General features: G+C 58.1%; 28 protein-coding genes and 1 tRNA gene. 13 read left to right on the top strand and 16 right to left on the bottom strand.

Going from position 1 to position 23,787, the window contains the following annotated elements:
• Nucleotides 1-16: 16 nt before the first annotated feature.
• The 3 genes from hisF (at nucleotide 17) to ABLN94_RS04635 (ending at nucleotide 1,731) form a co-directional block, all read left to right on the top strand.
• Nucleotides 17-778 carry an imidazole glycerol phosphate synthase subunit HisF gene (hisF, locus tag ABLN94_RS04645; RefSeq protein ID WP_117872606.1) on the top strand — a complete coding sequence of 254 codons (762 nt, stop codon included), beginning with the start codon at nucleotides 17-19 and terminating at the stop codon, nucleotides 776-778.
• The gene (locus ABLN94_RS04640) at nucleotides 775-1,092 is read left to right on the top strand and encodes a phosphoribosyl-ATP diphosphatase (protein ID WP_352989733.1); all 318 of its coding nucleotides are present in this window, start codon (nucleotides 775-777) and stop codon (nucleotides 1,090-1,092) included. The genes hisF and ABLN94_RS04640 overlap by 4 nt, the downstream gene beginning before the upstream one ends.
• A 72-nt stretch (nucleotides 1,093-1,164) precedes the next feature.
• Nucleotides 1,165-1,731, top strand: a complete 567-nt coding sequence (locus tag ABLN94_RS04635) for a hypothetical protein (protein WP_352989731.1) — start codon at nucleotides 1,165-1,167, stop codon at nucleotides 1,729-1,731.
• A 3-nt stretch (nucleotides 1,732-1,734) separates the two neighbouring features.
• Here ABLN94_RS04635 and ABLN94_RS04630 read toward each other — a convergent pair whose 3' ends face one another.
• The 4 genes from ABLN94_RS04630 to rlmB all read right to left on the bottom strand — a co-directional run bounded on the left by ABLN94_RS04630 (nucleotide 1,735) and on the right by rlmB (nucleotide 4,032).
• Nucleotides 1,735-2,205, bottom strand: a complete 471-nt coding sequence (locus ABLN94_RS04630) for a CoA-binding protein (RefSeq protein WP_352989728.1) — start codon at nucleotides 2,203-2,205, stop codon at nucleotides 1,735-1,737.
• A 198-nt stretch (nucleotides 2,206-2,403) separates the two neighbouring features.
• On the bottom strand, nucleotides 2,404-2,880 hold the full coding sequence (locus ABLN94_RS04625; protein ID WP_352989725.1) for a YHS domain-containing (seleno)protein: 477 nt from the start codon (nucleotides 2,878-2,880) through the stop codon (nucleotides 2,404-2,406).
• An 83-nt stretch (nucleotides 2,881-2,963) separates the two neighbouring features.
• Nucleotides 2,964-3,278, bottom strand: a complete 315-nt coding sequence (locus tag ABLN94_RS04620; RefSeq protein ID WP_352989723.1) for a hypothetical protein — start codon at nucleotides 3,276-3,278, stop codon at nucleotides 2,964-2,966.
• Nucleotides 3,259-4,032 (bottom strand): 23S rRNA (guanosine(2251)-2'-O)-methyltransferase RlmB, encoded by a 774-nt coding sequence (rlmB, locus tag ABLN94_RS04615; RefSeq protein ID WP_352989720.1) that lies wholly within the window; start codon nucleotides 4,030-4,032, stop codon nucleotides 3,259-3,261. The genes ABLN94_RS04620 and rlmB overlap by 20 nt, the downstream gene beginning before the upstream one ends.
• Before the next feature lie 117 nt (nucleotides 4,033-4,149).
• On the opposite strand from rlmB, the gene ABLN94_RS04610 reads away from it, so the two are divergent.
• Nucleotides 4,150-4,233 (top strand) — tRNA-Tyr (locus tag ABLN94_RS04610).
• A gap of 105 nt (nucleotides 4,234-4,338) precedes the next feature.
• On the opposite strand, the gene ABLN94_RS04605 is transcribed toward ABLN94_RS04610, so the two are convergent.
• The 3 genes from ABLN94_RS04605 to ABLN94_RS04595 form a co-directional block, all read right to left on the bottom strand.
• On the bottom strand, nucleotides 4,339-6,195 hold the full coding sequence (locus ABLN94_RS04605; RefSeq protein WP_352990161.1) for an SLC13 family permease: 1,857 nt from the start codon (nucleotides 6,193-6,195) through the stop codon (nucleotides 4,339-4,341).
• A gap of 245 nt (nucleotides 6,196-6,440) precedes the next feature.
• Complete coding sequence (locus tag ABLN94_RS04600; RefSeq protein WP_352989718.1) at nucleotides 6,441-6,962, bottom strand: DUF2478 domain-containing protein; 522 nt, start codon at nucleotides 6,960-6,962, stop codon at nucleotides 6,441-6,443.
• A gap of 71 nt (nucleotides 6,963-7,033) precedes the next feature.
• Nucleotides 7,034-7,699: an NnrU family protein gene (locus ABLN94_RS04595; protein ID WP_352989715.1), complete on the bottom strand. Its 666-nt coding sequence runs from the start codon at nucleotides 7,697-7,699 to the stop codon at nucleotides 7,034-7,036.
• A 156-nt stretch (nucleotides 7,700-7,855) separates the two neighbouring features.
• On the opposite strand from ABLN94_RS04595, the gene ABLN94_RS04590 reads away from it, so the two are divergent.
• Both ABLN94_RS04590 and ABLN94_RS04585 read left to right on the top strand, forming a co-directional pair.
• On the top strand, nucleotides 7,856-8,518 hold the full coding sequence (locus ABLN94_RS04590) for a DNA-3-methyladenine glycosylase I (RefSeq protein WP_352989712.1): 663 nt from the start codon (nucleotides 7,856-7,858) through the stop codon (nucleotides 8,516-8,518).
• 41 nt (nucleotides 8,519-8,559) lie between these two features.
• Nucleotides 8,560-9,246: a hypothetical protein gene (locus ABLN94_RS04585; protein ID WP_352989710.1), complete on the top strand. Its 687-nt coding sequence runs from the start codon at nucleotides 8,560-8,562 to the stop codon at nucleotides 9,244-9,246.
• A gap of 3 nt (nucleotides 9,247-9,249) precedes the next feature.
• Here the strand turns inward: ABLN94_RS04585 and ABLN94_RS04580 are convergent, their stop codons facing one another.
• Complete coding sequence (locus ABLN94_RS04580; protein ID WP_352989707.1) at nucleotides 9,250-9,654, bottom strand: cytochrome c; 405 nt, start codon at nucleotides 9,652-9,654, stop codon at nucleotides 9,250-9,252.
• Nucleotides 9,655-9,745: 91 nt separating this feature from the next.
• Between ABLN94_RS04580 and ABLN94_RS04575 the strand changes: the two genes are divergently transcribed.
• The gene (locus ABLN94_RS04575) at nucleotides 9,746-10,183 is read left to right on the top strand and encodes a DMT family transporter (protein WP_352989705.1); all 438 of its coding nucleotides are present in this window, start codon (nucleotides 9,746-9,748) and stop codon (nucleotides 10,181-10,183) included.
• On the opposite strand, the gene ABLN94_RS04570 is transcribed toward ABLN94_RS04575, so the two are convergent.
• Together ABLN94_RS04570 and ABLN94_RS04565 are read right to left on the bottom strand one after the other, a co-directional pair.
• The gene (locus tag ABLN94_RS04570; protein ID WP_352989702.1) at nucleotides 10,167-10,853 is read right to left on the bottom strand and encodes an ABC transporter ATP-binding protein; all 687 of its coding nucleotides are present in this window, start codon (nucleotides 10,851-10,853) and stop codon (nucleotides 10,167-10,169) included. The genes ABLN94_RS04575 and ABLN94_RS04570 overlap by 17 nt on opposite strands.
• A complete protein-coding gene (locus ABLN94_RS04565) occupies nucleotides 10,846-12,141 on the bottom strand; it encodes a lipoprotein-releasing ABC transporter permease subunit (RefSeq protein ID WP_352989699.1) in 1,296 nt (431 codons plus the stop codon). Before ABLN94_RS04565 ends, ABLN94_RS04570 begins: the two co-directional genes overlap by 8 nt.
• A gap of 363 nt (nucleotides 12,142-12,504) precedes the next feature.
• Between ABLN94_RS04565 and ABLN94_RS04560 the strand changes: the two genes are divergently transcribed.
• The gene (locus ABLN94_RS04560; protein WP_352989696.1) at nucleotides 12,505-12,864 is read left to right on the top strand and encodes a hypothetical protein; all 360 of its coding nucleotides are present in this window, start codon (nucleotides 12,505-12,507) and stop codon (nucleotides 12,862-12,864) included.
• A gap of 408 nt (nucleotides 12,865-13,272) precedes the next feature.
• Here ABLN94_RS04560 and proS read toward each other — a convergent pair whose 3' ends face one another.
• Nucleotides 13,273-14,613: a proline--tRNA ligase gene (proS, locus tag ABLN94_RS04555; protein WP_352989693.1), complete on the bottom strand. Its 1,341-nt coding sequence runs from the start codon at nucleotides 14,611-14,613 to the stop codon at nucleotides 13,273-13,275.
• 168 nt (nucleotides 14,614-14,781) lie between these two features.
• Here proS and ABLN94_RS04550 point away from each other — a divergent pair, with 168 nt between their 5' ends.
• From ABLN94_RS04550 to ABLN94_RS04530, 5 genes are all read left to right on the top strand, one after another.
• Nucleotides 14,782-16,146 (top strand): FAD-dependent oxidoreductase, encoded by a 1,365-nt coding sequence (locus tag ABLN94_RS04550; protein ID WP_352989690.1) that lies wholly within the window; start codon nucleotides 14,782-14,784, stop codon nucleotides 16,144-16,146.
• Nucleotides 16,146-17,120 (top strand): isopenicillin N synthase family dioxygenase, encoded by a 975-nt coding sequence (locus ABLN94_RS04545; RefSeq protein ID WP_352989688.1) that lies wholly within the window; start codon nucleotides 16,146-16,148, stop codon nucleotides 17,118-17,120. The genes ABLN94_RS04550 and ABLN94_RS04545 overlap by 1 nt, the downstream gene beginning before the upstream one ends.
• A 91-nt stretch (nucleotides 17,121-17,211) precedes the next feature.
• Nucleotides 17,212-18,285: an AI-2E family transporter gene (locus ABLN94_RS04540; RefSeq protein WP_170489957.1), complete on the top strand. Its 1,074-nt coding sequence runs from the start codon at nucleotides 17,212-17,214 to the stop codon at nucleotides 18,283-18,285.
• Nucleotides 18,286-18,975: an HdaA/DnaA family protein gene (locus ABLN94_RS04535; protein ID WP_352989684.1), complete on the top strand. Its 690-nt coding sequence runs from the start codon at nucleotides 18,286-18,288 to the stop codon at nucleotides 18,973-18,975.
• Between the two features lie 49 nt (nucleotides 18,976-19,024).
• The gene (locus ABLN94_RS04530; RefSeq protein WP_352989682.1) at nucleotides 19,025-20,569 is read left to right on the top strand and encodes a Ppx/GppA family phosphatase; all 1,545 of its coding nucleotides are present in this window, start codon (nucleotides 19,025-19,027) and stop codon (nucleotides 20,567-20,569) included.
• Nucleotides 20,570-20,572: 3 nt separating this feature from the next.
• On the opposite strand, the gene ABLN94_RS04525 is transcribed toward ABLN94_RS04530, so the two are convergent.
• The 5 genes from ABLN94_RS04525 to ABLN94_RS04505 are packed head-to-tail and all read right to left on the bottom strand — an operon-like array spanning nucleotide 20,573 to nucleotide 23,778.
• Nucleotides 20,573-20,944 carry a hypothetical protein gene (locus tag ABLN94_RS04525; protein ID WP_352989679.1) on the bottom strand — a complete coding sequence of 124 codons (372 nt, stop codon included), beginning with the start codon at nucleotides 20,942-20,944 and terminating at the stop codon, nucleotides 20,573-20,575.
• Between the two features lie 38 nt (nucleotides 20,945-20,982).
• On the bottom strand, nucleotides 20,983-21,960 hold the full coding sequence (locus ABLN94_RS04520; RefSeq protein ID WP_352989677.1) for an endonuclease/exonuclease/phosphatase family protein: 978 nt from the start codon (nucleotides 21,958-21,960) through the stop codon (nucleotides 20,983-20,985).
• Nucleotides 21,961-21,964: 4 nt separating this feature from the next.
• Nucleotides 21,965-22,645: a TerB family tellurite resistance protein gene (locus tag ABLN94_RS04515; protein WP_170489973.1), complete on the bottom strand. Its 681-nt coding sequence runs from the start codon at nucleotides 22,643-22,645 to the stop codon at nucleotides 21,965-21,967.
• Nucleotides 22,646-22,690: 45 nt separating this feature from the next.
• Nucleotides 22,691-23,179: a GNAT family N-acetyltransferase gene (locus ABLN94_RS04510; RefSeq protein ID WP_352989674.1), complete on the bottom strand. Its 489-nt coding sequence runs from the start codon at nucleotides 23,177-23,179 to the stop codon at nucleotides 22,691-22,693.
• Nucleotides 23,176-23,778: a VOC family protein gene (locus ABLN94_RS04505; RefSeq protein ID WP_352989671.1), complete on the bottom strand. Its 603-nt coding sequence runs from the start codon at nucleotides 23,776-23,778 to the stop codon at nucleotides 23,176-23,178. Before ABLN94_RS04505 ends, ABLN94_RS04510 begins: the two co-directional genes overlap by 4 nt.
• Between the last annotated feature and the right edge of the window lie 9 nt (nucleotides 23,779-23,787).

Genomic DNA, 23,787 nt, shown 5'->3' with positions numbered 1-23,787 from the left:
CAACAAAGGAAAGCCCATGCTGAAAACCCGCATCATTCCCTGTTTGGATGTCGCCGATGGCCGTGTGGTCAAGGGCGTGAATTTCGTTGGCCTGCGCGATGCGGGCGACCCGGTGGAATCGGCCAAGGCCTATGACGCCGCCGGTGCGGATGAGATTTGTTTTCTGGACATTCACGCCACCCACGAAAACCGTGGCACCATGTTTGACGTGGTCCAGCGCACGGCAGAACAGTGCTTTGTCCCTCTGACCGTGGGTGGAGGCGTCCGCACCAAGGACGACGTGCGCGCGCTGTTGCTGGCAGGTGCCGACAAGGTCAGCTTCAATTCAGCTGCGGTGGCGAATCCCGATGTGATCGCGGAGTCGGCGGATCAATTCGGCAGCCAGTGCATTGTCTGCGCGATTGACGCCAAGACCGTGAGCCCCGGCAAATGGGAAATCTTTACTCACGGTGGCCGCAAACCCACCGGCATCGATGCGGTGGAATTCGCCAAGACCGTGGTTGCCAAGGGCGCAGGGGAAATCCTGCTAACCTCGATGGACCGCGACGGGACCAAGGCGGGGTTCAACCTGCCCCTGACGCGTGCGATTTCCGACGCGGTGGATGTGCCGGTGATCGCCTCGGGCGGTGTCGGCAATCTCGACCATCTGGTCGAAGGCGTGACCGAGGGCGGGGCCAGCGCCGTACTTGCTGCCTCGATCTTCCATTTCGGTGAATACACCATCCGCGAGGCCAAAGAGCACATGGCCGCCGCAGGCATTCCGATGAGGCTGACATGAGCATTCTCCACGATCTGGCCGCCACCATCGAGGCCCGCAAAGGTGCTGATCCTGAAAGCAGCTGGACTGCCAAGCTGTTGGCCAAAGGCCCCGAAAAATGTGCCGAGAAATTCGGGGAAGAAGCCGTAGAGGCCATCATCGAAGCGGTCAAGGACGACAAGGCTGGGCTGACAGCCGAGGCTGCAGATGTGCTCTATCACCTGCTGGTCATGCTGGCCGCACGTGACGTGGCGCTTGAGGATGTTCTGGCGGAACTGGCCCGGCGTCAGGGCATCAGTGGGATCTCTGAAAAAGCCGCGCGCCCCAAGGGGTAAGCGCAGGGTTTCTTCGCAGCGCTCTGCCCTTTATGATCGGCCTTCATGGTCCACAGATCGAAGGGCATTAGGATGATCAGAGCTTTGGCCTGCGTGCTGGCCCTTGTGACAATGTCGGCCTGCGCTACCCCGCCAGCGTCGACCGGAGACGAGGTACAACGGCTTGCGACGGAAATCCGCAGCCTAGGCCCCGATATCGACCCCGAAGAGGCCGACCGCGCCGCCCGTATCGCCTATTCCTATACCGCGCAGCTGGTGCAGGAATATGAGATTACCGATCCCCCCCTGATCCACAACGCCAAGGTCAACAAGGGCCTGCGCCCGCGCGGGCTGTGCTGGCACTGGGCCGAGGATATCGAGCGCCGTCTGAAGCAGGAGAACTTCCAGACGCTTGATCTGCACCGCGCCATCGCCAATGCGGACAACCCGTTTCGAATTGACCACAGCACCGCCATCATCAGCCGCAAGGGTGAAACAATGTATGACGGCGTGGTGCTGGACCCGTGGCGGTACGGTGGAGTGCTTTTCTGGTCGCCCCTGATCGACGACACTAAGTACGAGTGGGTGCCGCGCGAAGTTGTTTTGGAAAAGCGCCGTGTGGAACAGTATGGCGAACTTTTACCCTATGTCAGCAGCTAGAGTTTAGAGCTTCGACGAGATCACTCCGGTCGCAAACCCACCCATGCGCAACTCACCGAACAAGCGCTGAAACTCGATCTTGGGGCAGCGGTTCATTACCACATCGACCTCACGCGCCTGAGCGGCAGCAGCGGCATCAGTGTGTTCGACGCCGATCTGCATCCAGATCGTACGCAGGTTCGGGAATGCAGCCAGGGCCTCGTCCACAATCGGCGGCACAGTTTCGGATCGGCGGAAGATATCGACCATATCCACCGGCTCGGAAATCTCTGACAACGACGCCCGGACCGACTGCCCAAACATCTCTTTGCCCGCGTGGCCCGGGTTGACCGGGATCACCGTGTACCCTTTCAACGAAAGATACCGCGCCACATAATAACTGGGCCGCACCGGGTTCATCGAAACACCCACCACTGCAATCACTTTAGTGCGTTGCAGGACCTTTTTCAGAAATGCGTCAGAGTAGTCAGTCATGGCCGCACCCTATTCTGGACGCCCCAAAGAAAAAAGCGCTCAGGTCGAACCTGAGCGCCAGTTGTTGGAACGAGGGACAGTGAAATGACCCGCGGCAGTTCCGTTCCGCGGTCACTGTGACATTTAGGCATAAGTTGAGAGAAAAAAAGAGGGGGTGCGCATTTTTGTGATGACAGATCACGAAAAGCGGAAAGCCGCCTATTGTTCGTAGAGGATTACCGGCCAATGCGCCTCTGCCATGCGGATATATTCGGCACTGGCTTCGCGCCACATTTCTTCGATTTCCAACGAATGGGTCAGATACAGGCGGCCATCCACCACCTGCCAGGCCAAGGGATCCGTGCTGATCAGAACGCCTTGCGCCATAGCATAGGCGCAATACCCACCGAACTGAGGCGCAAAGGACCGCGGGTCACGTTCGAACGCGTCACGGTTTTCAGCCGAGGCGAAATGCCACTCAGCCCCTTTCCAGACAACCGAGTATTCTGGTTGACCACGCACAGGTGATTCACCGTCGAAATAGGAGACCACATCGTACCCCGCCATCGCGGCGCCGTCGGTCGCGAAATACACAGGCATCTCCTGCGCTTTCACAGCAGGAGTGATGAAGGAGGCGACCATTGCGCCCAGCAGAAAACGTCGAGTCAGCATCTCGGACTTCAGATCAAAAAACATCAGGGTCTCAAGATGCAATATTTCGGCCCAAGTTGAACCCCAATTAACGGGGTTGTGATCACCTGTGTCGCCCGGACACCATGTCAATCAAAGATGTCTTCGATTGCGTCCCACGCTTCGTCCAGAACGCGCGAGAACATAGTTTTTTTCTTTTTCGGCTTCTTTTTCTTGTACGAGCTGGCAGATTTCCTGCTGTCATGCCTGACCTTGCTCTCGGTCAGTTTGCGCTTAGGCACCATCTTGAGGTCGTGCAGCGGCGCACCGCAGCTTGAACAGCTCAACTCATGACGTTGCTGCCCTTTCAGAACCAGCGCAGCGCGGGTCCCGCAATAGCAGCAGGTGGCGATTTTGGACGGGCTGGGAATGGGTGCCTCCTGTCTATCTGTGCCTTGAGGCATATAGGGCAATTGCAGCCGCATTTGAGACGTTGAGCGACCCGAACCCGCCAGCTGCGTCGATTTTCACCAACCGGTCAACAGTCTCTTTGGTTTTCTGCCGCAATCCGGGTCCTTCGGCTCCAAGCACCAGCGCAACCGGCCGATCCAGCTTGGCCCCCAGAGCCGTTTCGATCGTCTCATCAGCTTCACCATCCAAGCCCAGAACCAAGAAACCCATATTCTGCAACTCAACAATGGCATCAGCCAAATTGCGTACGCGCAAATAGGGCTGACGCTCCAGCGCACCGCTGGCCGTTTTTGCCAGGGCACCGGTTTCGGGCGCCGAGTGGTGCCGTGTGCCGATTACTGCGCTTGCGCCAAGAACTTCTGCCGAACGCAGAATCGCCCCAACATTATGCGGGTCGGTCACGCGGTCCAACAGAATCACGCGGGGATGTTCGCGACCGATACAGGTCTCGGCCAGCCCACCCCAGTCCAGAGGCTTCACCTCAAGCGCCGCCCCCTGATGAACCGAGCCCGGGTCAATTGGCGCTGTGAATTTGCGCGGGTCAACCATTTCGGCCTCAATCCCTGCAAATTCAATCGCTTCGGCCAGTTTATCGCGCGCGTTCCGCGTTACGATCAGGCGCAGTTTTTGCCGCTTCGGGTTCATCAATGCGTCCCGCACAGCGTGCAGGCCGAACAGCCAGACGGTTTCCGCGGCAGCCGCTTTGCGCGCCTGCTCCTTCTCAACGACCCACTTGGGTTTCTTCATTTTCTTGGGCCTCCGGACCGGGAATTCGGTTTCCTGCGCCAAAGCGGAATTTTCCTGTTGACGCTCCTTTAAGGCGCTAGTAATCACGCCTCCACGTCAGGTGCAACGCCTGACAGTGGGCGACAGGCCGCAAGGTGTGGCAGGGGACTGTAACTCCCTCGCGGAGACGCACGCCTGGTTCGATTCCAGGGTCGCCCACCATTTCTCTGACAGATTAAAGAGTTATGGTGCAGAAATCGCAGTAAGCGGTTATGCTAGTTTGTGCTGATTTCAATGGATGCAATCACGCCTGAGATTCCGAGAACTCTAGTACAACAAATTGAGCATCACCAAAGAAACGATGAGGAACAGCACCGTCATCACTCCACCCGAACGCACGAAATCCATCACCTTGTACCCGGCCGGCCCCATGATCAGGGCGTTTACCTGGTGCGTCGGGATGATGAAGCTGTTGGACGTCGATATTGCGACGGTCAGTGCAAAGACAGCGGGATTAGCCCCGGCTGCGACTGCGATGGACACGGCAAGTGGCACGAGCAACACTGTGGCCCCAACATTTGACATCACAAGCGAAAAGGCTGTCGCCAGAATCGCGACTCCGGCCTGCAGCGACCAGATCGGCCAGCCGTCGAGGATGATCATGATCTGCTGCGCGATCCAGGCCGCTGTGCCCGTGTTTTGCACCGCCTGCCCTAAGGGTATCAGGCAGGCCAGCAGGAAAACAGTGTTCCACCCCACGGCCCGATACGCCTCATCCACACTCAGCACACGACTCAGCATCATTCCAGCCGCGCCAGTCAGCAGGCAGAGCGACAGACGCACATCCGTAAACAGGATCAGAGACAGCGAAATGGCGAAAAACGCCAACGCCCAGCCAACTTTCTTTGGTCGCAATTCGTCCTGCGGGAAATCAGTTGTGACCACCACAAAATCTGGATCGCGCTTGATGCGCATCAGGTTGTCCCAGCGGGTATGAGCTACCAGCATGTCGCCTGCCTGGAAATTCTCGAGCCCGATTTGCGTGGATTCGTGATCCTCGGTTTCCACATGGCTTAGCGTTTCTTCTCCCCGGTGAATGGCCAGCAGCGACATGCCATAGGTCTTGCGAAACAACAGCTCGCGCGGACATTTGCCGATCAGCTTGCTGTCGGGCGTGACGACCACCTCGGCGATCCCGGCATTGGTTGGGGCAAATTCTTCCACGAAGACATCCAGATCCGGCAGAATCTTTAAACCGAATTTCTTGGCGAATTCTTCGATATCCCAGCGCCGTCCGATGATGGCCAACCTGCACGGTGCTGCGATCTCGGCTGTCAGCACTTGAACCATCGAGGTCTTGCCCCGATAAAAGGTCGAGATAATGTAAAGGTGGTTCTCTTGGTTGATGTCGGCCAGAATCTGCCCGACCAGCGGGCTGTCGGCTGGCACGACAACCTCAAAAACATCGGCCTTGAGCCCGTAAACCCGCTGAAGATATTCCTGCGTCCCCTGACTAGACCCCGTGTTCTCCGAACCCGCATCCCCGGGCAGAACCCAGCGACCAAGCAGAAGGAAGTAGGCAATGCCGGTAAGAATCAAAGCCAGACCAATGGGCGTGACCGAGAACAGGCCATAGGCCTGCATTTTCTGCCCCTCAGGCAAACCAGCGTTCGCGGTCTGGATCAGATCATTCAGTAGGATCAGTGGAGACGATCCGACCATGGTCATCGTGCCACCCAGAATGGCGCAAAATCCCATCGGCATCAGTAGGCGCGACAGTGGAATGCCCGATCTTGTCGAGATACGACTGACCACCGGCAGGAAAAGGGCAGCGGCTCCTACGTTCTGCATGAAAGACGAGATTACACCAACTGTCCCAGAAACGATGGGTAAAACCCGGTTTTCCGCAGTACCGCCGTATTTCAGAATGATCGCCGCGACCTTGTTCATAATGCCAGTCTTGTCCAGGCCGGCTCCGACTATCATGACGGCTATAATCGAGATCACAGCATTGGATGCAAAGCCATCGAACAAATGCGGCACGTCGGCGAGATTCTCAAGCCCCGGCGCATAACTAAGCAATCCGATCAAAACCAGAACCAAAATGGCAGAGAGGTCTATTCGGACAACTTCAGAAACAAACAGAAAAACGGTGAAAGCCAAAAGCGCGCAAACGACGCCCATCTCGAAAGTAAAGGCCAGTTGCTCCAATATGCCCACCCGCGTCTTGTATTATCAGTTTAATAAGTGACTTTAGGCGATTGACCTTCGATTGTCATGAACTTTCATTTTGGGGCATGAAAACGAAACAATGTTGCGCTTCAAATATTTTTGTGATGCCAAAGTATCACGCCCGGCGCCTTCTCCTGAACGCCAGAATGAATTGCAGCACAGCTTTCTTGAAACACCTTAATTCACGGATCCACACGTCAGGCAGCAGCCGCGCGCTGCGAACTGACGCGCTCGAACCACGCTATGATGGCCTCAAGATCGGGTTCGATCTGTTCGGCGGCACCGTCCGTGAAAGTCTGAAACTTGTCGTTGTTCAGACCATTCACACCAACCAGAACCGGGATGTCATGAGCCAGTGCCTCGGCGATCACGGGACGAAAACCCCGGCCGTCGGATTCATGCTTACCAAACTTGTTGATGATCAAAAGTTCCGGTGAATCTTTCAGCGAACTGGTAACCAGCCCCACCGCTTGTTCCAGAGCTGCCGGGTCCAGACGGCACCCTCGCGCATGTTCACCCAGCGATTGGGATATGCGGATGGTCTCTCCGTCGGGCAGAACGCGAACATCCATGTCGCACTTGCTGCTGTCGGCGCATTCAGTGTTCGTCTGCACCACACCGGCCAGCCTGGCACCTTTGGCCAGCAAGTGTTCGGCAACCGTGCTCAGCAAGCGATCAGTCGCACCGCGATCGGTGGTGGTGACATAGGCCAGATACATTTAAAGACCCTCATAGTCTAAAGTGTGACATTCCAGATAGCACGCATGGCCCAGTCCGACCACTCCTTGCGTTACGGCAGGGGCGAAAGGCCGATCACAGGTGCGTGCAGGTGAAGCAGAACGACAAAGACAGCAAGCGCTAATATACCGATCCAAAGGCTGGGCCAAGGGGCCGGAGCGCGCAGGGAAAATCGCGAAGTGTTCCGGGACAGGCGCGTCCATTCGATCCCCATGTCGCGCGCCTTGCGCCGGTCGATCAAAGCCATACCCCAGGCTGCAAATCCCGCAAACAGGCCAAACAGAATGACGTGAGACAGACTGCCATTGGCCAAAAGATGCGCCAGCGCCCACAGCATCAAGGCAGCTAAAAGCGGGTGGCGTGTCGTCCGCAGAATGCCCGGCTTTTCAGGGTCGAATCGTTGATGTCCCAGCCCGCCGAAGGAAAACGGATTTTGGATCGTTAGCCCAGCCACGGCCAGCCAGCAAACAACCGGCATAACCAGCAGCGGCACCCAGCGCAGGACGGCGAGCGGCGGAATCACCTCGACATAAGGCGCTTGTGCCGCGGCCACGATCAGCCAGCCCAACACCAATAGAGATAAAGCGGAATAGGCTGCAAAATACCTCTTACGGCCCATCATCTCGATCAGACGCCCACGCATGGCGGGCCGCGCCGGGATGGCGTGGGTTAGCAGAAAGGTGATCAGTGCGGCAAGAAATAGGGCCCAACCCAGCATTGTAGTCTCCATTAGCGTTGATCCCGATTTAAGCCCGACATTCAGTATGGTCTTTGTCCAAAATCAAGTGGAACACGACGTTGGATTGTTCCCTGCAAGCCGAGGGCTCCTTGCAACCCGACGAGGAACACGCAACTCTGCGGGCGGAGGACCCCGATGCACCATTTCGATGAGATATTCTCTATGGCCGCCAACCGGCACGGCGGGCCAGACGCTCTGGAAGCGAAGCTGACCAAACCCAGAAGCGTTGCAGAGCTTGCCGCCCTGCCCGATGATCGTTGGCTTTCGATCATCACCAAGTGTATCTTCCAGGCCGGGTTCAATTGGAAGGTTATTGAAAACAAGTGGGGCGGATTCGAAACCGCCTTTGACGGGTTCGATGTTGGGCGTTGCGCGTTCATGGATGATGAGAAGTTCGACGCCCTGCTTCAGGACAAACGCATCGTACGCAACGGCACCAAGATCGCCACTGTTCGGGACAACGCGGCCTTTCTGCTAGAGCTGCGTCAGGAAGGTGGTGTGGGTCATGTTCTGGGAGGCTGGCCTTCGACCGATTACATTGGTCTGCTCGCGATGTTGGCCAAACGCGGGTCACGTCTTGGCGGGGCTTCTGCCCAGTACGCAATGCGGTTCGCAGGGCGCGACAGTTTCATCCTTTCGCAGGATGTAACCGCACGCCTGATTGCCGAAGGCGTAGTCGATAAGTCTCCGAGTTCAAAAAAAGCGATGGCAGCCGTGCAAGACGCCTTCAACACATGGATGGACCAGTCCGGGCGGTCACTGACGGAAATAAGCCGCGTATTGGCGATGAGCCTGTGAAAACCAGTTGCAGAGCGGATGCATCGGATTAGGCTTCAAGTATGGCTTGGCGCATTTTGATGACGTTTTTTTTGCTGTTAGCCTCCTGCGGTCGTCCGCTGACGGATCAGGAGCGCGCCTTTGCGGGCACCGTTCAGGGTGACACACTGAATCTGGACCGAGTACGCCTTGTCGAGGGCGCACCGGTCGCGCCGATTACCTATTACCGCAAGTCTCGTCCGCGCCTTGCATGCCGCGAACGTATCCTGCCGCCCCCGAAAGAGGGAATTGTGACGGGAAAGCCTGCCGCTGTGGCGCTGTTCAACAAGGTCTATTTCACGCAAGAGTGGTACCTTGAGGACTATATGTCCGACTTCCCCGAACAGATGAACCTAATCGGGGCCATGTTGCTGGCGCATGAGCTAACCCATGTTTGGCAATGGCAGAACCGAAAAGTCACCGGCTACCACCCCTTGCGGGCTGCGGCCGAGCATAGCGGCAACAAAGACCCTTACCTATTCGATCTGGACACATCGCCCGACTTTCTGTCCTACGGCTTTGAACAACAAGGCGCGATAGTCGAGGAATATATCTGTTGCCGGGCTTTGGATCCGCAGGCCCCTCGAACCCAGCGCCTGCACGACATGCTGGGTGTACATTTCGATCTGTCGCCACTGCCGGACCGGCCGCGCGAGCGCGATATCGTGATCCCGTGGGGCGGCGCCGAGATCGAAGGCATTTGCCGCTAGGACCTACTGCCCCTGAAGGGTCTCCAGATAAGCAACCAGATCCACTATCGGCTGGCTGGTCAGGATAGGCTGCCCTTCGGGTGTTTTCATTGAGGTATCCTGCCCATCAAAGTACGGCCCATAGACCGGCATCGGGCTGCCGTGGCTCACCAGCGGGTCGCGCCCGTCTATCCGCGCCACAACGCGGGCAACGGGGAAAACGCCGTTCTCATCTGCCAGCTTGGTCAGGTCAACCGGTTGAATGACCAGCACACCCGCCATCGGACCATGCCCGGTCGCCTCGAGCCCGTGACAGGTGGCACAGTAGTGCTGATACAATTCGGCCCCGGTATCCACGTCTTGCGTTGCGGCTTGTGAGGCCGCCATGAGCACCCCGATTGAAACTACGCCAAGTAGTGGTCTGATCATCGCATCCTCCTGTCAAGATTGACATTTGCAGCTTGCCCGACGGTCGGCTTGGCGCAATGATCCAGATCAACGAAGCGGGAGGATACAGGCGATGACACAATACGCAGCCATCATGCTGGCAGCCGGGATAGGTGTGCCGATCCTTGCCGCGCTGAACGCAGCCCTCGGCAGACTTATCGGTTCACCGACCGCCGCCGCCGTCGTGCTTTTCGCCATCGCGTTCGGAGCTTCCGCGCTGGTGATGATCCTGTTTCCTGGAATGAGCGCTCTGTCCAAAGTCGCGCAGGCCCCCAAACACCTGTTACTTGCGGGTGTCCTGATTGCCTTTTACGTGCTGTCGATCACCCATGTCGCGCCTCATTTCGGCGTCGGCAATGCGGTGTTCTTTGTGCTGCTGGGTCAGTTGATCAGTACGGCAGCCATTGACCATTTCGGCCTGTTCGGCGCGCAGGTCACGCCGCTGACATGGGTGCGCGCTGGAGGAATCGCCGTGATGGCCGCAGGCGTAGCCATCACTCAACTGGCTTGAGCGCACCGCCCTCCAACCGCAGCTTTCGATCCATCCGTGCCGCCAGATCCATGTTGTGCGTGGCGATCAGCGCCGAGAGCCCCTCGTCCCGAACCAGCGCCATCAGTGCGTCAAACACCTGATCCGAAGTTTCGGGGTCAAGGTTCCCCGTCGGCTCATCCGCCAGCAACACGCGCGGTTTGTTAGCCAGTGCCCGGCAGAAGGCGACACGCTGTTGCTCACCTCCCGACAGAGCGGCGGGGCGGTGATCCGCGCGCGGCGCAACGCCGACGCGGTCCAGCAATGACATGGCTCTGTCTTGCGCAGCCTTCTCGGAAACGCCATTAGCCAGTTGCGGCAGAGTGATGTTTTCCAGCGCTGTAAATTCCGGCAGCAAATGGTGAAACTGATACACAAACCCCACATCTCGCCGCCGCAGAGCGGTACGGGTACGATCCCCCTTACCAGTTGCGTTTTGTCCCGCAATCTCGACCGAGCCATCATCGGGTGTGTCTAGCAGACCAGCAATGTGCAAAAGGGTCGACTTACCCGCGCCGGAGGGCGCAACCAGCGCCACCGCCTCGCCCGCGCGCAGTTCCAGATCGGCGCCGCGCAGCACCTGTACCTCGCCCGGCGTACCCTTCAGATAGGTCTTGGTAAGACCGTTCAACCGCATCGTCACATCATTCATAGCGCAGCGCCTCAACCGGGTTCAGCCGCGCCGCGCGGCGGGCGGGGAAATATGTGACAAAGAAGGATAGACCCAACGACAGCCCAATCGCCTTGAGCACGTCCGACAGGTGCAACTCAGCGGGCAGCGCATAGATGCCGCGAATGGACGGGTCCCAGACGCCGCCTCCCATGACGTAATTCACGAACGAGAAGATCGGGTCGATATAGATTGCGAACAGACAGCCCAGAACCACACCCATCACGGTGCCGATGATCCCTGTGAATGCGCCACAAATGAAGAACACGCGCAGGACCGAGCCTTCACTGAGGCCGATGGTCCGCAGGATACCAATATCGCGCCCCTTGTTCTTCACCAGCATGATCAGACCCGAAACGATATTCATCGCCGCAATCAGCACGAGGATCGACAGGATGATGAACATCACGTTGTCCTCGACTTCCAGCGCACGCAGGAATCCGCCCGAGGCGTCCTGCCACGTCCAGATCTGGCTGCGCTCTCCCGCGGCCTCAAGGATGGGGATCAGGATCGGTGTAAGTTCCTCGGGGCGATCAACCATCACTTCGATCTCATCGGCCACACCCTCGCGGTTGAAAAAGCTCTGCGCCTGATTGAACGGCATGTAGACGCGCGTGCGGTCGATATCATAGCGCCCGGCCGAGAACACATAGACCACCCGATACGCATTCACCCGCGGTGAGGTGCCAAAGGCCGTCTTCACCCCGTTAGGCGATGTCAGCTTAACCGTATCTCCGACCGTTGCCCCGATACTACGCGCCACGCCCGAGCCTATGGCGATCACGTCCTCTCCATTTTGGAACAGCGACAGGTCACCGATTGCTTGCTCGCTTTCAGCAACCCCCGGCAAGTCCTTCAGATCGTCGGGCCGGATACCGAATACTTCGACCCCGCTACTGCGCTCTCGATTGGTGATCAGCACTTGTCCTTTGATCAAGGGCGCAGCGCGCTGCACGCCCGGTACCTGCGCTATGCGGTCGGCGACGCTGTCGTAATCCTCGATAGTGCGATCCAATTGCCCCTGCGCATCGAAATTGCCGGCCGAATAGACGGTAACATGCGCGTTGGCTCCAAGAATTGTACCCACGAATTCTGACCGAAAGCCAGACCGCACCGCCAGCGTCGCGATCAAGGCAAACACGGCCAGTGTGATCCCGATCAGTGAGATCCAGGTCATAACGCTGACGCCGCCCTCAGCCCGGCGTGCGCGCAGGTATCGCCAGGCGATCTTCCATTCGAAGGGGGCAAAGGGCGGGGGCGTCTTGGCCATATCTGCTCCGGGCTTTTTTGGTTTGAGGCGACCCTTTCGGCATTTCGCCGGATGGTCAAGCAGGTTATGCGAGCTGCTCATTCTGACAAGCAACGCTGTGAGCAACACTCGAATCACTCACCAAGTCGGACGAATGCTCTGGCACAGGGAGATGGAGAAATTTCGGGATACACTATTGGTTGTGACGCCCTTCACAGACAAATCCAGATTGTTTCAGATATGTTGCCAATAAGGTTATTGCGTGAGTGACTGAACTCGAAATGCAACAGTATATAAGTAATTATATTTCGCCCCTTACTTATTTTTGGTAACATTGTCACCCTATCATTAAGGGGGATACAATTTTTAGAGCGGGAGACGCTCATGTTTGTAAAGAGTAGTACAGAAATACTGGACCCGATTTTGGTCCGAAACGCATCAACAGATCTGGATTGTGAGACCGCAGCGCTTTTGCGTGCAACAATCCGCCCCGTCTTCGACAAAGCAGCAAGCTGGGCCAGTTTGGCCGACATCCTAAAAGACAAAGGATACCGACTGGTTTTCCGTCAGGGGCGGTTGTGCATCACGGATCGCGCAACCGACGAAAGGGTCTGTGGGATACGTTTTCTGGGCTTCGAACTCAGGGATCTGGTCAGACGCCTAGGACGTCCGATTGTAGTGGCACGAGGCAACAGTGCGGATGGCGACATTCTTGCGGAACGACCAGAATCGCAAAGGACCTGATAGCTCTCCCTGAACTGGACCTTGCGTTGCAAAGTCTTTGTCTGTCGGCGGAGGTGACCGCGGTTACTTTCTTCATCTAAAAAGACAGTCTCGCCTAATACAAAGTCGAACTTGTTGGGCTCGGTAATCTTTTTGACGTTCAGTTGTCTATCGGCGTCTGCAACCAAGACATTCGAGTTGAGAAACAGAAAATACTCGCTGGCACAGCGCTCAACCGCTTGGTTCATTCCGTCCTTATGAAATTCCTGAGAACCGTGGTCGGACTGGCCGGTGCAGACAACGTGCTCGACGTCACGAAACCTCTGAATCTGATCTCTGTCGAGGGCCGCTAAGACTTGCTCTCCACGCCCCTACTTCAATCAGTTTCCGGTTACCGTGACGACCGAGGTCTGCGGAAATCCGCCTTGCTCAGACGGTGCGCTCATAGATTTCGGCGACTTTCGTGACTGCGGCCTCGGGGCTCAGTTCTTCGCTTTCGCCAGTGCGGCGGCAGGTCAGTTCAACCACACCATTTTTCAGACCGCGCGGACCAACGGTGATGCGCCACGGCAAACCGATCAGGTCCATGGTAGCGAACTTACCCCCTGCCCGTTCGTTACGGTCGTCATACAGCGGCTCCAGCCCCAGCGCTGTCAGCGCGCCGTAGAGCTTCTCACAGGCAACATCCGCTTCGTCGTCGCCTTGCTTGAGGTTGACGATACCGCAATGGAACGGCGTCACACCCTCTGGCCAGATGATGCCTTTGTCGTCATGGCTGGCCTCGATGATCGCGCCGATCAGGCGGCTGACACCGATGCCGTGGCTGCCCATATGGACCGGTGTTGGTTTGCCATCGGGGCCTTGCACGGTCGCGCCCATCGCCTCGGAATACTTGGTGCCGAAGTAGAAAATCTGACCAACCTCGATCCCACGGGCCACGCGGCGGCGCTCTTCGGGGACCTGGTTGAACAGAGCCTCATCGTGTGTTTCGTCCGTGCGGGCATATTTCGAGGTGAACTCTTCCAGAATGGCCTGGCACTGTTCGCGATTGTCATAATCAATCTGACGGTCACCGAAGGTCAGGTCAGTGACGGCGCTGTCGTAAAACACCTCTGACTCACCGGTATCTGCCAACACCAGGAATTCGTGTGTGTCATCACCACCGATGGGGCCGGAATCGGCGCGCATCGGGATGGCTTGCAGGCCCATGCGCTCGTAGGTGCGCAGATAGCTGACCAGATGGCGATTGTACGCGTGCAGCGCGTCCTCTTTGGTCAGGTCGAAGTTGTAGCCGTCCTTCATGTAGAACTCGCGCCCCCGCATCACACCAAAACGCGGGCGGATTTCGTCACGGAATTTCCACTGGATTTGGTAGAGCGTCAGCGGCAGGTCTTTGTAGCTGCTGACATGGCCGCGGAAGATGTCGGTCACCAACTCCTCGGCTGTGGGCGTATACAGCATGTCTCGACCGTGACGGTCCTGCATCCGCAGCATTTCCTGACCGTAATCGTCATAACGACCGGACTCGCGCCACAGGTCCGCCGATTGCAGGATTGGCATCTGGATCGCGATATGACCTGCCTTGGCCTGCTCCTCATGCACGATGTTTTCCAGCTTGCGCAGGACTTTGAAGCCCAGCGGCAGCCATGAATAAATCCCGGCAGACGCCTGCTTGATCATCCCCGCGCGCAGCATCAGCCGGTGGCTGACAATCTGAGCCTCGGAGGGGTTTTCCTTGAGAACGGGCAGAAAGTAACGGCTGAGGCGCATTGGTGAACCTTTAAAGGTGAATTTGGACTTCAAGGGTCCTTATTCCAAAGCCCCGCCGGGGGCAATCGGCCATTGGCGATTTTGCGACCTCAGGTCAGTCGGTTTTTTGATTGACCCGCCAGTCAGGGTTTTCAATTGTGACAGGAATGTAAATTCCAAGAGGCGCCGATGGAGACCATTCAGGAACCCGCCCGTCAGATCCCTGTTGTTCACCAAACCGACGTTCTGGTCGTTGGCTCCGGTCCCGCCGGGCTGTCCGCTGCGCTGGCGGCAGCGCGTGCCGGGGCCGAGGTGTCTCTGGTCGACCGCTTCGGATGCATGGGTGGCAACATCACCGCCGTGGGCGTCGAAGGGTTCGCCTGGTATCGCCACGAACAGACAGTTGAGGCCGGCGGCATCGGAATGGAGTTCGAAACCCGCGCCAAAGAGATGGGCGCAGCCGTGCCCGAAAGCCAGTCGCTGAGCTATGAGTTGGACAGCGAAGGGTTCAAATTGGTGGCCGACAAACTGGTCGAAGAGGCGGGTGTTCACCCGATGCTGCACCGACAGTTCGTTGCCCCGATCCTTGAAGGCGACCGGATCACTGGCATCATCACCGAATCCAAGGCCGGGCGCGAAGCGATCCTGGCCAAGGTGGTGATCGACGCAACTGGCGACGCCGACGTGGCCCATCGAGCGGGGGCTCCAACGCACAAAACTCCGCGGGAAGAAATGATGGCGGCCTCAGTCATGTTCCATCTGGCTGGTGTCGATAAGCGTGCGTTTATGGAGGGCGTGAAGGCCGACCCACAGACCTACAAAGACTGGGGTGGCGGCGGTGAGTGGAACATCGAAACCTCGGGGAAAGAGGACGACATGTTCTCGCCCTTCGTCAAGAAACCCTTCGCACAAGCCATCGAAGAGGGTCTGATCCCGCCGCATCTGAACACCATCGCAGGCACTTGGGGCGCTATGCATGATACTGGTGAGCTGACCTATATGAACCTCATCCACCTCGCCGAGATCGACGGTACTGATCCCGACAGCCTGACACGGGGAGAAATCGAGGGCCGACGCCAGACCATGCTGGCGATCGAAGCGCTGCGTCGGTTCATGCCCGGCTGTGAAAACGCCCGGCTGCGAAACTTTGGCATGACCATCGGCATCCGCGACACCCGCAAGATCAACGCGATCTACAACATGACCGAGAACGACGCCCGCCATCAGGGGCGGTTCGAGGATACGATCGGCATCTACCCCGAGTTCATCGACGGCTATGGCATACTGATCCTGCCGACCACCGGGCGGTATATGCAGGTGCCCTATCGCTCGATGCTGCCGAAGGGGATCAAGGGCTTGCTGGTCGCAGGTCGCTCGCATGGAGCGGACAAGGTGGCCCATGCCGCGACGCGAAACATGGCCTGCTGCGCGGTCATGGGTCAGGGTGCCGGGATAGCGGCGGCGCTATCTCTGAAAAGCAATCAGGAGTTGGATGAGCTGAACCTGGCCGCAGTCCATGCCGAACTCGACCGTCAAGGCGTTAGGATTCACTGATGCAACGTATACCCACCATCGACATCACTCCGCTGCACGATACGGCGCATGTGGACTATGATCAGACTGTTCAGAAGGTGATGAATGCCTGCACCGAAATCGGGTTTCTGTCGATCACTGGAACGGGCATTTCGACCGAAACCGTTCAGGAAATGCGATCTTGCGTTCAGGCGATCTTCAGCATTGAGGAAGACGTTAAGTGGCAACAGGCGATAACCCGCGAGAACTATCGCGGGTTCATTCCCATGGGGTTCTTCACGCCTAATGACGGATCAGGCAACGCGGATAAATACGAAGGCTACAAGCTGCATTACGATGTGGCTGAAGACGCTTCTATCCGCAGCGATTGCGCACTTTACGGCCCGAATGTCTGGCCACCACAGGTGCCGGACGCACGCGATGCCATTCTTCACTATTGGTCCCAATTGGATCGCGTTGCCGACATGCTATTTGGCGCACTTGAAATCGGCCTCGGGTTAGCGACCCGCCAGTTGCGCGACGCCTTCCGCGACCCGATGACCAATATGACCCTGTTGCACTATCCCCCTCAGGCGCCGGATGAGGGCGGCTACGGCATCCACCCGCACAAGGACACCGACGCGTTGACCATCATCTCACCGGACCCTGTTGGCGGGCTTGAGGTGCAAACCCGCGATGGAGGCTGGATCACCCCTGATTGCCCGCCGGGCGGCTTTATCGTCAATATTGGCGACATGCTGGAGCTTTGGTCCGGCGGGAGGTTGAAATCCACGCCACATCGGGTGGTCAACCGCTCGGGCAAGGAACGTTATTCCTTTCCTTATTTTGCAGTCCCACGCCACGATGTGGTGGTCGAACCCCTCTTGCCGCCTCTGCCCGGCTTTGACCGCCCGTCCGTACATTGCGGACACTGGTCGGCTGAGATCTGGCGCACAAACTGGCCGGACGAGGCGGCCGATAACAGCACCCCTGAACTGGGCACGCTCAGCGACTAGCGGCGGGAATTCGTCCGAGGCATGAAGCGCTTGCATCGCCGGGCCGCATACGCCAAGAACATCAGCAAGAGCCGAAAACAAGAGGACAGCCATGGCTTTGCCGGTGAAGGATCAGCTCAGGTACTGGGGGATTGCTGCTGCGGTCTTTGTGCTGCTTCTGTGGGCCCTTGGCGATGTTCTGCTACCCTTCGTGATCGGTGGAGCCATTGCCTATTTCCTTGACCCGATTGCGGACCGGCTGGAAAATATGGGGCTGTCGCGAATGGCCGCCACGGCGATCATTACCGTTGTCGGTGTGCTGGGTTTTGTACTGGCGATCCTGATGGTCGTACCAGCGCTGATCACTCAGTTGATCGATCTGGTTGAGTTCATGCCGAGCCTTGTCAAGCAACTGCGAGGCTTCATCGAACAACAGTTCCCGTCCCTTCTGGACCGTGAATCCAACTCGCACCAGTTCCTCGTTTCGCTCGGTGAAACACTTCAATCCAAGACCGGAGACGTGCTGCAATCGGTTGCCGCTTCTCTGGGCTCAGCCATCAACGTCGTGGTGCTGATGGTGATCGTGCCCGTTGTGGCTGTGTACCTGCTGCTGGATTGGGACCGGATGATCGCCCGCATCGGAGAGCTGTTACCACGCGATCACGCGCCCACGATCAAGCGTCTTGCGAGCGAGATTGATGACGTTCTTGCCTCGTTCGTTCGCGGTATGGGGACTGTGTGTCTGATCCTCGGCACCTACTATGCCGTGGCGCTGATGATTGTTGGCTTGCAGTTCGGCCTGATCGTAGGCTTCATTGCCGGGCTGGTCACTTTCATCCCCTATCTCGGTGCACTGATCGGTGGCACACTGGCCATTGGCCTCGCCCTTTTTCAGTTCTGGGGAGATTGGGTTCACATTGCGCTGGTTGCGGGCATCTTTGCGCTGGGTCAGGTCACCGAAGGCAATTTCCTGACCCCCAAACTGGTCGGCCACTCAGTCGGCCTGCACCCTGTCTGGCTGCTGCTGGCCCTGTCGGTCTTTGGCGCATTGTTCGGCTTTGTGGGCATGCTGGTCGCAGTGCCCGTTGCCGCCGCGCTGGGAGTGGTGGCTCGGTTCCTCACCTCAATTTATCTGGACAGCCGTTTGTACACCGGCTTAGACGGGCTGAAACAGGAAGACGAATAAATGGCCCAACAGCTGAGCTTTGATCTCCCGGCCAAAACTGCGTTGGGTCGCGAGGATTTTTTTGTCTCCCCAGCCAACGCATTGGCCGTTGCGATGATCTCGGCCAATTCATGGCCCGGTAACAAACTGGTGCTCAGCGGCCCTGCCGGGGCGGGCAAGACGCACTTGGCCCATGTTTGGGCAGCCGAAACCGGTGGCCGGATCATCCAAGCCAGAGACGTCCAGTATGAAGACGTACCCAATCTGGCCCGCACACCGATTGCGATCGAAGACGTCCCCATGGTCGCGGGAGACCTCGATCAGCAGAAGACCTTGTTCCATCTGCACAATCTCGTGTTGGCGGAAGGTCATGCGCTGTTGATGACCGGGAGGTTGGCACCGAAGCTGTGGGAATTGCCGCTACCCGATCTGCAAAGCCGTATCGAAGGCGCGCACCACGTGGCCCTTGATCCGCCCGATGACGCTTTGTTGGGGGCCGTTCTGGCCAAGCTGTTCGTTGACCGCCAATTGAACCCCGGCCCGGACGTGATTGCCTATCTGGTCAAACATATGGACCGACGTTTTGAAACCGCGGCCGACGTGGTGGCGCGGCTGGACCATCTCGCCTTATCGGAAAAGCGCGAAATCACCCGCGCGCTGGCCATTCGGGTGCTGAACACGGACACAGCGGATGATGAATCCGACAATTGACCGACACCCGACGATTTCGCATTCTGGCACCGGAATACCAGGAAGAGATATGGATCAGACTGCCGAACCCAACATCCCGGACTGGGGGCCTTTCGGAAAACCGTTGTTCGACAACCCAGAGGCCCGCGCCCTCTCGCGGGTGGGTGTGGTCGACGTCGGATCAAACTCGGTCCGGATGGTGATCTTTGACGGCGCAGCGCGGTCCCCCGCCTATTTCTACAATGAAAAGGTCATGTGCGAATTGGGTGCAGGGCTTTCGGAAACCGGACGCCTCAACCCGCGCGGGCGCGAACGTGCGCTGGCTGCGCTGCGCCGTTTCCAGCGCTTGTCTGACGACCTTGGCCTGCCGGGATTACATGTTGTTGCCACTGCTGCCGTACGCGAAGCTGAGGATGGTCCGGATTTTTGTGAAGAGGTCCATTCCGAAACCGGTCTGACTGTTGAAGTCATCGACGGTGGGGAAGAGGCCCGCCTGTCCGCGCAGGGCGTTTTGCTGGGCTGGCCCGGAGCATATGGACTGATCTGCGACATCGGCGGCTCGTCCATGGAACTCGCCGAGATCGGCGACGGAGAGGTCGGGCGCTGCCTGACATCCCCGCTAGGTCCGTTGAAACTGCGCGATATCAAAGGCGGGCGGCGTGCCCGCAAGAAACATATCAAAGCTACGATGGAAGATCTGCGCGCCCAGATGGGACCGCAGCGCGACCGTCTGTTCCTTGTGGGCGGTAGCTGGCGGGCCTTTGCCCGTTTGGACATGCTGCGCCGGGGCTACCCCCTGAACGTGCTGCATGAATACCGCATGACTAGAAAACAGGTTCACCAAACCATCAAGTTTATTGAAAAGGGTGATCCGGACAAACTGCGCAGCCTGGCTGGTGTTTCCAGCTCTCGCATGTCGCTGATCCCCTATGCCATGGATGTTCTTGCGCGGCTGATCCGAACCTTCAAACCCAAGGATATCGCCATCTCAAGCTATGGCATCCGTGAAGGCTTGCTCTACGAACAAATGCCGCAAAACCTGCGCGACTGCGATCCCCTGATCGAGGCCAGCCGGTTTTCCGAGGCGAAAGATGCCCGTCTGCCTGGCTTTGGCAAGCATTTGTACGACTTTGTCATGCCGCTATTCAAATCGGCCCCAGAGACACGTGTGCGCCTCGTCAAAGCAGCCTGCCTGCTACACGACGTCAGTTGGCGCGCTCATCCTGATTACCGCGCCGAAGTCTGTTTCGACTATGTCACCCGCGCCAATTTAGGCGGTTTGAAACACTCCGAGCGAGTCTTCATCGGCCTCGCACTGCAACACCGATACCGCAACAAACGCGAAGGCAACCGGTTTGCGCCCTTGTACGAGCTACTGGACGAAAAAGATCAGAAACAAGCTGAGATCCTGGGTAAAGCCATGCGGTTCGGCGCCATGCTCTGGATGCAAAACGATGCGACTATGGGCACCCTGCGGTTCTACCCCAAAAAGCGCGAGCTTGAGCTGCTGCTGCCAGAAGCTGGTCGTCCACTGTTTAACGAAGTTGCGGAGGCCCGTCTGAACTCTCTGGCAAACGCGCTGAATTCTGAAATCCGTGTGATCGTAAGGGGTTAAACGTCAAATTTCCGTCGCGCCGTCATCGTCATCCGTTTGTTCAGGCGTCTCCGGCTGATCCTGCGGTGGTTTCTTGCGGATGATGATGTCACCATTGGGCAGCATCTCGGGCGCTTCATAGGCGCTCCAATCCTCGATCTCACCCGCCAGTTCTGCAAGGGCTGGCCCCATCTCCTCAAAGAAGGACTGCATTGCTGGGCCAAACTGGCTGACCAATCCCTGCAGATCCTCTAGCGCGGGTTCCATTTCCTGCCGTAGCCCCTCAAAGAACAGCTCGGTCCCCTGCTCCATCAGAGATTTACCGGTGTCTTCTTCGGCATAGGCTGGCAGCGCCAACGCAACCGATAACGCACAGATCGGAATGAAATGTTTCATAACAGGAAATATAGGCCGAGCTGCGCGTTGATGAAAGGTCACAGATCTATATCCAGTGTGACGGGAAAATGGTCAGATGCGGTCAACAAGGCCTGATGCAGGTCCGCCGAATCCCGGCACCCGGCATCTTTGAACGGGTGCCAGATACGCCAGACAGGACGCCGGGCGCACAGGTTTTCGCTGATCATGATGTAATCCAGCAAGGCCTCAAGATATTGCCCACCCTCGCGGGCAAATCGGGCCGTTGACGGGTTCGTGTCAGAGCCGGCACCATGCGGGTCGAACAATCCGGCCTGCAGCAGAATCTCAACCGAGGATCGACCAAACAGATTTTCGAACTCATCCAGCCCCGGCCCGTCATTCAGATCGCCCAAAAGGATGACTTGTTCTCCGGCAGCCATATGCTCGGCAGCCCGTCGAGACAACCACACCGCCTGCGCCAGCTGCTTACGGCGGTTCGCAATTGATATGCGGATCGCTTCGTCCCGAGAGCCAGCTCCGTGTGGCGCCTTGGACTTCAGATGCGCGCCGATCAGACGGAACCGCGCTCCGGTTCGGGTCTGCACGGCCAGTTCCATCGGAGGCTTGGAAAAGCGCACATGATCTTCGGTGGCATCGATATCGAGATCAATGTGAAACGCATCGTCGAACCGCGGGGCCGATCTGTCACCCGCGACCGGATCGTGCCGTGCTGTCAGCGCATCGGGATCGTAGAGCAGGGCCAGTTCCTGATGGGTATCGTTAGGGAATCCCATCACCGCGTGCGTTGTGCGCAGATCGAACGCCTCGGCAAAGTTCTGCAACGCGCGGATGGAGTCCTGTGATTTACCGGTATTTGGGGCCTCGACGATCAGGATTGCATCGGCGTCGACCGCTGTTAGCACTTTGGCGATGGCCTCAACCTGCTGCGCTTTGGTGACGTTGTGGCGACCCGACCAGCTGTCGTCGACGACCAAATTGTCGTTGCGGTCGAAAAGATTGGCGAACCATTCAATGTTGTAAGTCGCCAACCGCATCCCATCAGGCTCGCGCGCCGTTGATCTCATCCCATGCGCGGTTGATGTCGATCATCTTTTTCTCGGCCAGACGAATGGCTTCCTCGGGCACGCCGCGCGCCATCATTGCATCGGGGTGCGTTTCACGCACCAGCCGCCGCCAGACCTTGCGGATATCGGGCAGAGGCATGTCATGCGGCACGCCCAGCACCGTGTACGGATCTTTGGGCGCATCCGGAACAAAGCGTTCGCGTAGGGCCATAAACTGCGCTTCGGACTGGCCGAAAATCCGACTGACTTCTTCCAGAAACTCGTTTTCGTTGGGGTGATAGAACCCGTCAGCCATTGCAATGTGAAACAGCCCCTCCATCAAATCGCAGAGGGTAGTGCTGTCGTCGGCAAACATTCGGGCGATCTTGCGTGCATAGTCCTGATAGCCGGCCACATCCGTCCGGGCCATGTCGAACACGCGGGCCGCCCCGGCCTCGTCCTCACGAGCGATTTGGAATACGTCGCGGAAGGCCGTGACCTCATCCCGTGTCACTTGCCCGTCGGCCTTGGCCATCTTCGCGCCCAGCGCGATTACGGCAATCGCAAACGCAACCGAGCGTTCTGGCGGCGTACGCAGTTTCTCAAAAACAGCCGTCAGGCTTTCGCCTTGGGCAAGTGCGCTCAGCGCATCGGATATACGGGTCCAGATCGACATGTGGGCACCCTAACGCCCCAAATCGCAACTGTCAGGTGCGACAGATCACTCCGAAGAAAGAATTTTCTGCATCAGCACAAGATCCAGCCTTTTGCCCCATTTGAAACCGACCTCGGGCATGTGCCCGACTTGCACAAACCCAAGCGCGGCATGAAAGGCTATCGCATCTGGATTGGCAGAGGATATCCCGGCCACCAACACGTGAACACCGTCTGCGCGTGCGGCACCTTCGAGCGCTGCCATCAGAGCCCGCCCTGTACCCTGCCCACGTGCTTCGGATGCCAGCTGGATTGTGTGTTCGCGGCAGTGGGCATAGCCCGGGCCGGTGCGAAACGGGCCATAGGTTGCGAACCCTTGCACTTGTCCGTCACTTTCCGCCACGAGAAAACCAGGGCCACGGGTTTCGATGTCCGCGGCGATGCTCTGTACGGTGCGTTCGTCGGTTGTGAAGGTGACAAGCGTATCGCGAATGATCGCGTTGGTGATGGCCGCGATTGCGGCAGCGTCCCCCAACTCAGCCCGCCGGACAATCATTCCAGCACGCGCGGTCCATGCGGCGTTTCGAACTCAGCCCGAAGCGCGGCGGGCCCGGTATCAAACACCACGATTTCCAGATCGCCCAGCAGCCGCGCCAACTCCAAAGCGTCAGGGTGATAGACTACTAGGCGTTGCAAGCGGCAACCACTGCCCCGCAACATCCGTGCCGGGTGCAAATCGCCATGCCATTGGATGAGCGCCGGGAACAGGTTGTCGAAGGGCAGCCGTCCATTGGGAGGAACTGCCATTTGCCACCTCAGCGCGCCCCGGCTCAGTTCAATCGGCTGTCCCACGCCACCGGGGAAAACGGACAGCGCAGCCTCGATGTCTGAAACTCGGCAAATCCAGTTGGTCAGACGAGGTTGACCTGAAAACCGGTCGAGGTCGAACCACCGCGTGCGCTCCACATTCTGCGCCTGCGGATCGATTGCGATAGCCTCAAGATACAACCCATCCCGCAACCCCAATAGCCGGTTGTGCGTGCCAAAGGCGTCGTGTTTGCCGCCGTCTTGCAGCGGCATCCCCAAGGCCTGTTCAATGTGGGCAGAGGCTTCCTCCAATGTTTCGCCAGCAACGGCCAAATGATCCAGTAACACGTGCGCCCT

This window comes from Ruegeria sp. SCP11, assembly GCF_040329455.1.
GTDB lineage: Bacteria > Pseudomonadota > Alphaproteobacteria > Rhodobacterales > Rhodobacteraceae > Ruegeria > Ruegeria atlantica_E.
Note: the sequence above shows the minus strand (reverse complement) of the source record. Positions and strands in the feature narration are given on the sequence as shown.